The organism is Alteromonas sp. ABH4_454 (genome assembly GCF_056311775.1).
Genome location: NZ_CM149972.1, coordinates 3,087,444 through 3,100,519 on the forward strand (window position 1 = coordinate 3,087,444; position 13,076 = coordinate 3,100,519).

Annotated in this window: 13 protein-coding genes; 10 read left to right on the top strand and 3 right to left on the bottom strand. The window is 43.2% G+C overall.

The window, feature by feature from the left end:
- Nucleotides 1–67 precede the first annotated feature (67 nt).
- On the bottom strand, nucleotides 68–490 hold the full coding sequence (locus ACYX4W_RS13440; protein ID WP_014949582.1) for a universal stress protein: 423 nt from the start codon (nucleotides 488–490) through the stop codon (nucleotides 68–70).
- A gap of 203 nt (nucleotides 491–693) precedes the next feature.
- Between ACYX4W_RS13440 and ACYX4W_RS13445 the strand changes: the two genes are divergently transcribed.
- Nucleotides 694–1,170 carry a c-type cytochrome gene (locus tag ACYX4W_RS13445; protein ID WP_476073527.1) on the top strand — a complete coding sequence of 159 codons (477 nt, stop codon included), beginning with the start codon at nucleotides 694–696 and terminating at the stop codon, nucleotides 1,168–1,170.
- A 78-nt stretch (nucleotides 1,171–1,248) separates the two neighbouring features.
- On the opposite strand, the gene ACYX4W_RS13450 is transcribed toward ACYX4W_RS13445, so the two are convergent.
- Entirely contained in the window at nucleotides 1,249–2,880 is a 1,632-nt protein-coding gene (locus ACYX4W_RS13450) for an FMN-binding glutamate synthase family protein (protein ID WP_476073528.1), read from the bottom strand.
- A 331-nt stretch (nucleotides 2,881–3,211) separates the two neighbouring features.
- Here ACYX4W_RS13450 and ACYX4W_RS13455 point away from each other — a divergent pair, with 331 nt between their 5' ends.
- From ACYX4W_RS13455 to bfr (ACYX4W_RS13465), 3 genes are all read left to right on the top strand, one after another.
- Complete coding sequence (locus ACYX4W_RS13455) at nucleotides 3,212–4,783, top strand: cation:proton antiporter domain-containing protein (protein WP_476073529.1); 1,572 nt, start codon at nucleotides 3,212–3,214, stop codon at nucleotides 4,781–4,783.
- A 134-nt stretch (nucleotides 4,784–4,917) separates the two neighbouring features.
- A complete protein-coding gene (gene bfr / locus ACYX4W_RS13460; RefSeq protein ID WP_474806678.1) occupies nucleotides 4,918–5,394 on the top strand; it encodes a bacterioferritin in 477 nt (158 codons plus the stop codon).
- On the top strand, nucleotides 5,394–5,861 hold the full coding sequence (gene bfr / locus ACYX4W_RS13465; RefSeq protein ID WP_476073530.1) for a bacterioferritin: 468 nt from the start codon (nucleotides 5,394–5,396) through the stop codon (nucleotides 5,859–5,861). Before bfr (ACYX4W_RS13460) ends, bfr (ACYX4W_RS13465) begins: the two co-directional genes overlap by 1 nt.
- A 157-nt stretch (nucleotides 5,862–6,018) precedes the next feature.
- Here the strand turns inward: bfr (ACYX4W_RS13465) and ACYX4W_RS13470 are convergent, their stop codons facing one another.
- Nucleotides 6,019–6,498 carry a hypothetical protein gene (locus ACYX4W_RS13470; RefSeq protein ID WP_474806676.1) on the bottom strand — a complete coding sequence of 160 codons (480 nt, stop codon included), beginning with the start codon at nucleotides 6,496–6,498 and terminating at the stop codon, nucleotides 6,019–6,021.
- Between the two features lie 229 nt (nucleotides 6,499–6,727).
- Between ACYX4W_RS13470 and ccoN the strand changes: the two genes are divergently transcribed.
- The 6 genes from ccoN (at nucleotide 6,728) to ACYX4W_RS13500 (ending at nucleotide 13,075) form a co-directional block, all read left to right on the top strand.
- Entirely contained in the window at nucleotides 6,728–8,161 is a 1,434-nt protein-coding gene (gene ccoN / locus ACYX4W_RS13475) for a cytochrome-c oxidase, cbb3-type subunit I (RefSeq protein ID WP_476073531.1), read from the top strand.
- A 15-nt stretch (nucleotides 8,162–8,176) separates the two neighbouring features.
- A complete protein-coding gene (gene ccoO, locus ACYX4W_RS13480) occupies nucleotides 8,177–8,782 on the top strand; it encodes a cytochrome-c oxidase, cbb3-type subunit II (RefSeq protein ID WP_071951601.1) in 606 nt (201 codons plus the stop codon).
- 1 nt (nucleotide 8,783) lies between these two features.
- Nucleotides 8,784–8,945, top strand: coding sequence for a cbb3-type cytochrome oxidase subunit 3 (locus ACYX4W_RS13485; RefSeq protein WP_012518547.1), 162 nt, complete (start codon nucleotides 8,784–8,786; stop codon nucleotides 8,943–8,945).
- Between the two features lie 16 nt (nucleotides 8,946–8,961).
- Nucleotides 8,962–9,915 carry a cytochrome-c oxidase, cbb3-type subunit III gene (gene ccoP, locus ACYX4W_RS13490; RefSeq protein WP_476073532.1) on the top strand — a complete coding sequence of 318 codons (954 nt, stop codon included), beginning with the start codon at nucleotides 8,962–8,964 and terminating at the stop codon, nucleotides 9,913–9,915.
- A gap of 230 nt (nucleotides 9,916–10,145) precedes the next feature.
- A complete protein-coding gene (locus ACYX4W_RS13495) occupies nucleotides 10,146–10,625 on the top strand; it encodes a FixH family protein (protein ID WP_474806670.1) in 480 nt (159 codons plus the stop codon).
- Nucleotides 10,625–13,075 carry a heavy metal translocating P-type ATPase gene (locus tag ACYX4W_RS13500; protein WP_476073533.1) on the top strand — a complete coding sequence of 817 codons (2,451 nt, stop codon included), beginning with the start codon at nucleotides 10,625–10,627 and terminating at the stop codon, nucleotides 13,073–13,075. The genes ACYX4W_RS13495 and ACYX4W_RS13500 overlap by 1 nt, the downstream gene beginning before the upstream one ends.
- Nucleotide 13,076 lies beyond the last annotated feature (1 nt).

Below are 13,076 nucleotides of genomic sequence, written 5' to 3' on the forward strand. Positions count from 1 at the left end.
CTACATGACGGCGAAGGTATTTATCATGAATATTTAAAGCATTTTCGACGCTAATCGCCGCATTAATTTATACTTTAACAGCTAGCACGTCTGTTTTGACACCATGTAGTACTGCATTGGCCGTTGACCCAAGTAGCAAACGAAGACCGCTCTGGCCATGGGTGCCGACAACAATGAGATCTGCATTAATCTTTTCGGCCATATGGTGAATCTCATCAGCAGGAGAACCTATCTCTACATTGATGTGGCTGTAAGGTATATCATGTTTTGCGGCAACGTCTTTTAATTGCCTTAATGCCTGCTCTCTTACTTCTTCTGAAAAATCCCGTTCTAAAAATAGTCCGTAAGGCTCTACATTGGTTTGTGGATAAGCAACATACAGGAGGTGAATTTTGTGACTGTTGCCCGCTATAGCAATGGCTTTCTCCACCACTAATTCGTAGTCAGAATAAATATCTATAGGTACTAAAATTGTTTCGTAACCTTGCATTGTGGCTGTCCTCAATTTTTGTTTGGTAGCAGTGCTTTTCTACCATACCGTTAACTAATTCCGTTAAATAGTAGTGCTATACAAATAATTATTCTTTGAGCTAGGTCAATGATTAGTCTGTAGCCTCATTCATAATCAACGTATGCACATTAGTTCTAGCGAACATTACGTATCTTTACCGTAAAAGAAAGAGGGAAATGAGTATGAAAACGGCAATAGTTGTTATAACAACGCTTCTCCTTTTCGCCTGTGACCAGGGCGCGCAGTCACCTCGCGGCTTTAGCTTGCCCGAAGGCAATATGGAAAAAGGCTATTTGGTATTTAAAAAGTATCAGTGCCAAGACTGTCACAGAATTGCAGGAGAAAAAGAGTCCGACAATGCGCAATACCTAGTCGCGAAGCCTATTCCGTTGGGAGGCAGCAGTGGAAGAATTAAAACTTATGCAGAGTTGGTGACAAGTATTATTAACCCATCACACAAACTTACTCCTCGACAGCCTGCCAGTTTCACCAGCGAAGACGGTGTGTCATTAATGCGAGTTGTAAACGACGAGCTAACCGTTTCTGAACTAATAGATTTAGTGGCGTATCTTCAGCCTAAATATAAAGTAACCCCCTACAGGACTAGTGATTACCGACTCTATCAACTGCGTATTCCAAGCGAGCAATCTAAAGATTAACTCGCAGTTTTAGGCATTAAAAATCGTTAAGCGTGACTCCACAATCGGTATTTGATTAGGAGTCATGGCTTAGCTTTTTTAAGATACTGCTTTCGTTTCTTTCTCTATTTCTGCCAATAAACTACAGGGCATAAAGCTTTGAGCGTTTGCTTCTTTCAAATGAAGCTTAAACCTATCGGGTATATCGTCAGTGAGAAAGCTTCCCGTTTTAACCAGCGGAAAAATTTCGTCATAACGTGCAACATTGCATTGATCGACCCGTCTGAATATATGGGTACGATTTAGTTCACTGGTTTTAATATGGCCGGTTGACGATAAGATATCCATTAACGCATGAATAGTCTTTTTATGAAAACGGTACACGCGTTCATACTTATCTTCAACGTTTAAACCTTTTGCTAACTTAGGGTCCTGAGTAGCCACACCGGTGGGGCATTTATTTGTATTGCAGGATAAAGATTGTACACAACCCAGTGCCAGCATCATCCCCCTAGCGCTGTTACAGATATCTGCTCCCAAGCTCAAATTTTTGGCTAACTGAAAGGCGGTAATGATCTTGCCTGAAGCAATAATTTTAATTTTGTCACGTAGACCAAAACCTGTAAGACAATCGTCTACAAAAGCGAGTGCTTCACGAAGTGGAAAGCCAATAGAATTGGTATATTCAAGGGGTGCAGCACCCGTACCGCCTTCGCCGCCATCAACCGTAATAAAGTCCGGTGTAACACCCTTTTCTACCATGGCCTTGCACATAGCGATGAACTCGCTTTTCCTCCCAAGGGCGAGTTTGATTCCCACCGGTTTGTACCCACTTAATTCTCTAAGCTGGCTAATAAAATCAACCATTTCTAACGGCGTCGAGAAAGCTTTGTGTCTAGGTGGAGAATCGACTTGCGTACCAGGCTCAACGCCTCTGATCTCGGCTATTTCTGGGGTATTTTTATATGCAGGAAGAATACCGCCATGCCCAGGCTTAGCGCCTTGGCTCAGCTTTATTTCTATCATTTTTACGTTTTCAAGATTGGCTTTTTCTTTGAATAAATCAGGGTCGAAACCGCCGTCCTTAGTTCGGCAGCCAAAGTAGCCCGTACCGATTTGCCAAACAATATCGCCCCCGTTTTCAAGATGATACGGGGTCAACCCGCCCTCGCCCGTGTTATGGTAGAACTTACCTTTCGCAGCACCTTTATTGAGCGCCAAAATAGCATTTTTCGATAAACTACCAAAGCTCATGGCGCTGATATTGAGCACACTAGCGCGATATGGTTTCTTACAATGGGGGCCTCCTACCAAAACGCGAGGGTCTTCATCCATATCCTCTACTTCTCTAGCAGATAGAGAGTGACCAATCCATTCATAACCATCTTTATAAGTATCTAGTTGAGTGCCGAAAGGTACCGTTTCTCTACTATTTTTTGCTCGTTGATAGACAATAGAGCGAAACATGCGGGAAATAGGCGTACCGCCGGTATCTGTCTCTATGATGTATTGCTGGATGTAAGGTCTTAAACCTTCTACTGTCCACCGTACTCTGCCTATGAGTGGGAAGTTTTTCAAAATGGCATGTTGTGTTTGGAAGGCGTCGTAAAGACCAAAAATCAATAACGTGACAGATAAAAGTAAAAACCACCACACCGGTGCCCATAGCAAGCCGATTACCACATTAAAGGCGACCAGTAAGGTGAGTATGGTTAAAATAGTTAAACGCATTAAGAGTCCTTCTTTAATTCGGCCATATTCAAGCTAGATAATATGCCTATAACCCTGTTCAATACACTGCAAACCAAAAACTAGATTCACTTTAAAGGTAAGCAACTGTTTTAACTTTTAAATTTTTACAGCCAGTTCTCCAATGTTATAGGTTATGCGTAACGATATCTATGCTATACGATACTTTTATAGCTGCGAAAACAAGTCATTACATGCTAATCTACAAGCATTAAATTAGTGAGTTTACCCATTATTTTTAAATAGTAGGTTATAGATAAAATGACCTGTTAAAGGTAACGGATTTGACGTTCAACATTTCGAAAGGTAATTCATGGAGTATGCATTTCTTCTTTTCGCATTTATATGTGGCTTATCGGTAAAACTAATTGGCATTCCTCCTCTTGTCGGCTATTTGGTAGCAGGTTTTCTATTAAACTTTGCAGGTTATACACTCACTGAAGATTTAACCCAAATAGCCAATTTGGGTATTACTATTATGCTATTTACTATCGGCTTGAAACTTAATATCCGTGACTTGAGCCGTCGTGAAGTTTGGGCAGGTAGCATTTCCCATACGCTAATATGGGTAGGTGTAATAACTTGTTGCGTTTATGTGATTGGCGCAGTTGCCGCCAATTTCGTTGACGGTCTTACTTGGAAAAGCGCAGCGCTTATCGCATTTGCACTTAGCTTCAGTAGTACCGTATGTGTTGTTAAAGTCTTAGAAGAAAGTGGCGAAAGTAAAACCCGCCACGGCCGTCTAGCCATAGGCATTTTAGTCATGCAGGACGTTTTCGCTGTCATCTTTCTTGTTGCAGCAACTGGAAAGCTCCCTTCAGTGTGGGCGCTAGCTTTGTTAGCGTTGTTCCCTGCAATGCCAATCATCAATAAAATGATTAATAAATCAGGCCACGGTGAACTGCTTCCGCTTACTGGCTTTATCCTCGCCTTAGGTGGCTATCACTTGTTTGAGCTGGTTAACATTAAAGGCGATTTAGGCGCACTTATCTTTGGTATTTTGCTGGCGCAACACGAGAAAGCGTCTGAACTTGCTAAGTCACTACTTAGCTTTAAAGATCTTTTCCTCATTGGTTTCTTCCTTACTATCGGTCTCACCGCCCTTCCAGACCTTAGTATGATTGTACTTTCGCTCGTGTTCTGTCTGTTTATACCGTTAAAAGCTGCACTGTTTTTTGGCTTATTTACTTCCCTGCGCCTTCGGGGGCGAACTGCGTATTTAAGCAGTTTAGTGCTTTCAAACTACAGCGAGTTTGGGCTTATTGTCGGTGCACTGGCAGTTTCCCTAGGGCTGTTAGAAAACACCTGGCTAGTGGTTATTGCTTTGGCCGTTTCCATCTCATTTGTGATTACCAGCGTGCTTTATCGTAATTCACATTCTCGATATCACAAGCATAAGCACACCATTAAACGTTTCGAGAAAGAAGAACGTTTGAAAGAAGACATTTATCCGACACTTCATAATGCAGAATTCTTAGTGTTAGGCATGGGACGTGTTGGACGCGGTGCTTTTAATGCACTATCCAAATTAACCGGTGTTAACGTGTGGGGAATGGATGCCGATCGCGTAAAAGTAAAAGAAATGGCAGATGAAGGCTTTAATGTAATTTGCGGCGACGGTGAAGACGTAGATTTATGGGATAATCTAGATATTAAGCAAGTAGAGCTTGTCCTTCTTGCGTTACCTTCTATACAAGACTCAATCAACATTACGCGACAACTCAAAAACGCAGGTTACACTGGCAAAGTTGCCGCTATAGCCCGCTATGAAGATGAAGTTTCTCATCTTTTAGAGAATGGCGTTGATAAAGTGTTCAACTTCTTTACTGAAGCAGGGCTTGGTTTCGCGGAAGAAAGTCTTGCTTACGCGCACGCGCAACGGTAATGCTGTTCTAAATGCGAACAATGGATGAATTGAGAAACGTTATCGTTTGTAAACAACTGTTTTAAAAAGACTTTTTTGACAACCCCACTCATTTAGACTAAACTTCACGCAAATACGTTAATAGGGTTTACACAATGCAAGGTGATAAACAAGTCGTTGCGAAATTGAACGAAGTACTGACAAGTGAACTTACTTCGATAAATCAATACTTTCTGCACGCTCGTATGTTCAAAAACTGGGGTTTTTCTGAACTTAACGAAAAGAATTATAAGAAGTCTATCAAAGACATGAAACAAGCGGACGATCTCATCGAGCGCATTTTATTTCTTGAAGGCCTTCCTAACCTCCAAGCATTAGGCAAGCTATATATCGGTGAAGATACCGTTGAAATGCTGTCATGTGATGCGCGTTTTCAAAAAGAACAGCTTCCACTACTTCGTGAAGCTATCGCGCTATGCGAAGAGAAACAAGATTATGTTTCTCGTGACCTCCTTGAAGAACTTCTTGAATATGAAGAAGAGCACCTGGATTGGATTGAAACGCAAGAATACCAAATTGATGCGATGGGTATAGAAAACTACCTACAAGCGCAAGTAATGGGAGATGACTAATGAAGGGTAACCAAGCAATAATCAATGGCTTAAACGAACTACTCTCTTATGAGTTAGCGGCCATGGATCAGTATTTCATTCACTCTCAGATGTATCTTGATTGGGGGTTGAACAAGCTATATGAACGTATCGATCATGAATTTGACGATGAACGCGGTCACGCCACTAAGCTAATTGAACGCATGCTGTTTCTAGAGGGTACGCCTGACATGACAAAGCGTACAGGCTTTAAAGTAGGTAAAGACGTACCTGAAATGCTCGAGAGCGATTTGCGTGTGGAATATGAAGTTGACGCAAAGTTGCGTGAAGTTATCGCGCTTTGTGAAACTGAAAAGGACTATGTGACCCGTGATATGCTTATTGTGCTGTTAGACGATACAGAGATGGATCACGCACACTGGTTAGAACAGCAGTTTGGTCTTATCAAGCGTCTAGGGCTTCAAAACTATTTGCAGTCGCAGATGTAAGGTATATGCCTAACGCTTCGGCGTTCAGTTACTATTTAATAAATAGGCCGCCTAATCTTCGAATTAGGCGGCCTTTTTTACATATGTCTTATAACACGCTATTAGCTTCACAGCTTTGGTTGCAGACTTTCGGTTTATATAAGTGACAATTTTTTAATTACTGTTGGGTGACAAAATATAAATAGCTGGGACTGTCCATACCTTCTACATTCAGTCGCAACTGCCACTTCATCACGGGTTCACTACAACTACCCAACATAAACCAGCCTGACCACTTTCCTTCACCGTCAGTATCTAACAGCACGGGAATTTTGCCCATATACATATTTACGCCTTCAATCCACGCGCTCTCAATATTCTTCCCTTCGGGAATTATCAGTTTAACTGTAACCGATTCTTCGGGTTCTGGCATGGTTGAAAAGGATGCTATCGCAAGCTTTTCATCAATTAAGAATTCGCAAGTTTCATTGACAAAGTTGCAGCTATTTCCTATTCCATTAACAACGCTCGTGTCTTTTAGCGCCGATGACTGGAATTTATGTGCAAGGTATACACACACAGCTACAACAATAATAGCCACTAGCGGAAGTTGTGAATGTAAAATTTTTGATCGTTTATTGTTATCGTTATTTAGCATTTCTTAAATTTTGTGTATTTCTTCATTGATGGAGATCAAGCTTACGTAGTTTATGGTATCTTTTTGTAATTAAAAACCTTATCATCCGCGTACCAACTGGCTTGGAGACAATAATTATTACTCTTTCCGAGCTCGGTGTGAAGCGTTATTCCTTAGCTGATACACGTCTCGACCGTACTATTCCGGCAGTTGGAGACCATAGTTCATTTGAAGTGGAAGATTCATTAAAATGAGTGAAATAAGCCAAGCACAACCTGACTACAATTATAAAGTAGTTAGGCAATTTACCATCATGACCATAGTCTGGGGTATCATTGGTATGGGCCTAGGGGTATTTATTGCCGCGCAATTATTTGCACCTATGCTTAACTTTGACACACCATGGCTAACATTCTCACGTTTGCGTCCGTTGCACACTAATGCCGTTATTTTTGCCTTCGGCGGCTGTGCGCTATTTGCAACGTCGTACTACATCGTTCAGCGTACCTGCCAGGTAAGACTGTTCAGTGACAAACTTGCCGCATTTACCTTTTGGGGTTGGCAAGCCGTAATCGTTTTAGCTGTTATCACCCTGCCTATGGGTTTAACTAGCTCGAAAGAATACGCTGAACTAGAATGGCCAATTGATATCCTTTTGGCACTGGTTTGGGTCGCTTATATCATTAACTTCTTCGGAACCCTAGTAATCCGTAAAGTTTCGCACATTTATGTTGCAAACTGGTTCTTAGGCGCGTTCATGTTAACTGTTGCAATTCTTCATATTGGTAACAGCATGGCTATTCCGGTATCTTTCACTAAATCGTATTCACTGTATGCAGGCGCAGTCGACGCTATGATGCAGTGGTGGTACGGCCATAACGCGGTAGGCTTTTTCCTAACTGCGGGCTTCCTTGGTATGATGTACTACTTCGTACCTAAGCAAACTGGTCGCCCGGTTTATTCATACAGACTTTCAATTGTTCACTTCTGGGCACTTATCTCTCTGTATATCTGGGCTGGTCCTCACCACCTTCACTACACTGCCCTACCAGACTGGACTCAGTCACTAGGTATGGTGATGTCTATTATCCTATTCGTTCCATCTTGGGGTGGTATGATTAACGGTATTATGACGCTATCTGGCGCGTGGCATAAACTTCGCACCGACCCAGTATTGCGTTTCCTTATTGTTTCATTGTCTTTCTACGGTATGTCTACCTTCGAAGGCCCAATGATGGCAATTAAGACCGTTAATGCACTTTCTCACTACACTGACTGGACCATTGGTCACGTACATTCTGGTGCTCTAGGTTGGGTTGCAATGGTTTCAATTGGTTCAATTTACCACTTAATTCCAGTGCTATTCGGTCAGCGCGCTATGTATAGCACTAAGCTAGTTAACGTACACTTCTGGTTCGCAACTATCGGTGTTGTTCTATACATCGTAGCAATGTGGATGTCTGGTGTACTACAGGGTCTAATGTGGCGTGCAGTAAATGCTGACGGTACGTTAACCTATAGCTTTGTTGAGTCATTAGAAGCGTCTAAGCCTTTCTATGTGGTTCGTTTCATTGGTGGTTGTTTCGTGGTAGCAGGTATGCTTGTTATGGCATACAACACATGGAAAACCGTTCGTGCACCTAAAGGCAGTATCGCTGCAGATCCAGCGACTCAGCCAGCGTAGTAAAGGAGACGAATAATGAAAAACGCACATGAGTTAATTGAAAAAAACGTCGGTCTGTTAACGGTATTAATCCTTATCGCTATCAGCTTCGGTGCCATGGTTCAAATTACGCCGTTGATGTTTCAACAGCAAGTAATGGAACCAGTAACAGGCCTACGTCCATATACAGCGCTTGAACTTGAAGGTCGTGACATCTACATCCGTGAAGGTTGTGTAGGGTGTCACAGCCAGATGATTCGTCCATTCCGCGCAGAAACAGAGCGTTATGGTCACTACAGCGTTGCCGGTGAGTCAGTATGGGAGCACCCTTTCCTTTGGGGTTCTAAGCGTACTGGTCCTGACCTAGCACGTGTTGGTGGTCGTTACAGCGACGAATGGCACCGAGTTCACCTGCTTAATCCTCGTAACGTAGTACCAGAGTCGAACATGCCAGGTTTCCCTTGGCTTGCGGAAAACACGCTTAATGGCGAGTTAACAGCTGAAAAAATGGAAGTATTCCGTGGATTTGGTGTTCCGTATACCGACGAAGATATTGCGGGTGCGAAAGCGGCAGTACAGGGTAAAACGGAAATGCAGGCCCTTATTGCTTATCTACAGTCTCTTGGCACACACTTGAAATAATATGGACCAGGGAATTGTAGGCAGCATTTTTACTGTCATCGTCTTTGTAAGCTTCATCGGCGTCGTGTGGTGGGCGTTTAGCGGCCGCAACAAGAAGAAATTCGATGAAGCAGCAAACTTACCGTTTGCAGACGAAGAAAAAGAAAAATCAAAAGAAGATTAGCAGGAGTCTCGAACTCATGAGTATGTTTTGGACAATTTGGATTTCAGTGATAACCCTAGGGTTGATCATTGGTTGCTACTTCCTTCTTCGCTGGTGCCTGTCTAACAAGACTGGCGTCGCTGAAGGTGAGTCAATGGGTCACGAATTTGATGGTATTGAGGAGTTAAACAATCAACTTCCTCGCTGGTGGACAATTATGTTCTATATGACCATCGTTTGGGGCTTTATATACCTAGCGCTTTATCCTGGCCTAGGTGCGTACGAAGGTATTTGGGGTTGGAAGAGCTCCAACCAAAATATTCAATCACTAGAAGAGTCAGCTCAGGCGCGTATTGATGCAAAAGAGCAAGGCTACCTAGTAGAGTATGACCGTGAACTAGATTTTGCTGCCGAGAAGTTCGACCCGATCTTTGAAGCGTATGCAAAAGTTCCTGTTGAAGAACTGGCTAAAGACCCAGAAGCAAATAAAGTAGGTCAGCGTTTGTTCCTACAAAATTGCTCTCAGTGTCACGGTTCTGATGCACGTGGTCAAAATGGCGGCTTCCCTAACCTAACGGACAACGACTGGTTGTACGGTGGTTCAGGTGCGAAAATCGTTGAAACTCTTACGCTTGGTCGTAAAGCAGCTATGCCAGCATGGCTAGATGCTATGGGTGAAGACGGTATCGAAGAAGTGGTTAACTACGTACTTAGTTTAAGCGGTCGCGATGTGGACCCTCAGCTTGCAGAAGCAGGTAAAGCACGTTTCGCAGCGTGTGCGGCTTGTCACGGTATGGACGGTAAAGGTAACCAAGCACTTGGTGCACCAAACCTTACCGACAACATCTGGCTTTACGGCGGCAGCCACAGAGCGGTAACAGAAACGCTTACTTACGGTCGTAATGGTGTAATGCCTTCATTCAAGAAAACCTTGGGTGATGACAAAATTCACGTTGTTGCAGCGTATGTTTACAGCCTTTCAAATGATTAATGATTTAAATCATTAAATATCTTAAAAAGCCTCGTTACTACGGGGCTTTTTTTATGAGAAAATACAGCCATATAGACAGTGCCATTACGTGAAAATTTAGTGCGCTGTCGATGCAAATTACCTACACCATATTTATTGTTATTATGCAGTTCGAATACATTTGTTCACGAGTAATAATAGATATGTTGTTAGCGACCTTGCTAGTGAAGTAAATACGAGAAAAGATTTCGATGAATAGACCCTGGTATAAAGAATTCTGGCCCTGGTTTTTAATTGCGGTTCCTATTATTACCCTGATCATGGGTGGCGTGTTGTTAAACCTTGCTATTTCTACTGAAGATAGCCTTGTTGTAGACGATTACTACAAAGAAGGTAAAGCAATTAATGCACGTCTAGACAAAGAGGCAATCGCCCGCCGTTTAAATATTACTACCGATTTAACCATTGAAGATGGCAGCATAGCGCTGCAATTTCACTCGGGCATTCCTCAAGAAGGTAATGCTGTTAAATTGAGCTTTTATCACGTAACGCTTGAAGAGCGTGATGTCAGCGTTTTACTAAGTCGAGATGCCAACGGTATTTATCGCGGTTTTATTGAAGAAAACCTAGACGGTAAATGGCGCATATCGCTAACACCTATTGATGATAGCTGGAAAATTCAAAACACCGTCTATCTACCCCATTCTGGAAAAATGAAGTTCAATCCATAATGGCCAATCACGATTGTTACCATTGTGGGCTTCCTGTGGCAGCCGCAGACGATGGGAAGTTCACTACTGTCATATTGGGGCAACAACGGGATATGTGTTGCCCTGGCTGCTTAGCCGTTGCAGAAGCTATTGTTAATAATGGTTTAGAAGACTATTACCAGTTTAGAACAGAACCTGCGCAAAAGTCTGACGATGGGATTTTGGAAACCTTAGATAAACTCAAGGTGTACGACGACCCTTCCCTTCAGGAAGAGTTCGTGTTTGAAGAAGGGCAAGATAAGCAAATTCAACTGACCCTTGAAGGCATTACATGCGCTGCCTGTGGCTGGCTTATCGAAAAGCAATTATCGAAAGTTGAAGGCATCAAGCAAGTAGCTGTAAATGTTCAAGAGCGTCGCGCTTTAGTTACTTGGTCACCTTTTCAAATTAAACTTAGCCAAATTCTTTCTACACTAAAACGCATTGGTTATATTGGGTCGCCATTTCACCCCGATGAACACGAAGCCAGTTATAAACGCGAACAAAAGACCTTTCTGAAAAAGCTTGGCCTTGCAGGCATTATGACCATGCAAGTAATGATGCTGATGACGGGGCTGTATTTTGATTGGTTTGGCGCCATTGAGTTAGAGACCCGCCAATATTTTTATTGGGTCGCCCTTACACTCACTACCCCGGTTGTACTGTATTCTGGTAGCACCTTCTATGTCGGAGCCGCTAAAGCGCTAAGCGCTAAAACAGTTAATATGGATGTACCTGTTACGCTTGCCATATTCGGTACCTATATTGCCGGTATTCGTTCTACCGTATTAGAGCAAGGCGAAGTGTATTTCGAATCCATTTGTATGTTTATTTTTCTGCTGTTACTCAGCCGATTCTTAGAACATCGCAGTCGTCATCGCGCCGCACAGATCTCTGCCAATATGATGCAGTATGTTCCTGTGTCAGCGACTAAATTAATGCCAGATGGCAGCGTTACTGAATGTCTAGCAAAGCAGCTAAAGGTACACGATGTAGTGCTGGTTAAGCCTGGTGAAACCATCCCCATTGATGGGCTGGTTACAGAGGGTAACGCTGCGGTTGACGAATCTATGCTAACGGGTGAATTTAACCCAGTACGAAAGTCAGATAACAGCACTGTATATGGCGGTACCGTATGTCAGGACGGTAGCCTTACCATTACGGTTACGCAAACACTTAAAAATGCGCTGGTAAATCAAATTGTAAGGCTTCAAGCAAGTGCGATGGCGAGCAAGCCCAAGGCTGCACAGATAGCCGATAATTTCTCTAGATACTTTGTGACCGCTGTATTATTGATTTCAGCGTTAACTTACACCTTTTGGGCTTATAACGGCAGTGATGATGCGTTTTGGATCACCATTTCCGTGTTGGTAGCAACCTGTCCTTGCGCCCTAGGGTTAGCCACGCCATCAGCGCTCACTTGCGCTATGGCGAAATTAAACAGACAAGGTATTTTGCTAAAGCGTGCCGATGCTCTTGAGCAAATCACTGGCATTGACACTATCGCACTCGACAAAACCGGTACGCTGACACAAGGTAAGTTCACTATATCAAACGCCTGGTATGCTGACGGCGTAGACAGCCAAAGCGCGCTATCAATCGCCCGCGCCCTAGAATCTCGCTCTGAACACCCTATTGCTAAAGCCTTTAGCGACAAAAAAGCCTTTAGCGGTAATAAGGACTTTAGCGGTGATAAAACGTCAAGCGGCAACACCGTACACAAAGTGACAAATTTCACGGTCACGCCAGGTGGCGGAATTAGCGGTGAAATTAATGACACGCTTTTCTCCATGGGCTCAGCAGCGTTCAGTGTTCACGAATCACAGCAATCGTTTATCGAGCGCTATCCCTCGGCTAACGTATTTCTTACTGTCAAAGGCCGTATTATGGCTGCTTTTGAAGTTCGTGACTCACTGCGTGACGATACCCAAGAAACCCTCGATATATTGGCAAAAAGTCATACCCTCGCTGTACTAAGCGGCGATACACAGCAAAACGTTGATTCCCTCACCAAACCTTTACCAATTTCTACCGCTAAAGGGGGCCTTACCCCAGAGCATAAATATGAAGCGGTTCAAGCTATGCAGCAATCTGGCTCAAAGGTTATGATGATGGGCGATGGTATTAATGACGCCCCTGTTCTTGCAAGTGCTGATGTAGCGATAGCGGTAGGTAATGCTACAGATGTTGCGAAAACTGCAGCCGACGTGATTTTGCTTGGCGATCAGCTGCTTTCTGTGCCAGAACTCATCCGAACTGCGCATCAAGTGAAGCAAAAAATAAGACAAAATATTGGTTGGTCGGTAGGTTACAACGTTTTGATCTTACCTTTCGCCGTATCTGGCCTACTTTCGCCGTGGATGGCGGTTGTTGGCATGTCATTAAGCAGTATCATAGTAGTGACAAACTCTACGCGACTTCTGGGCAAATAGT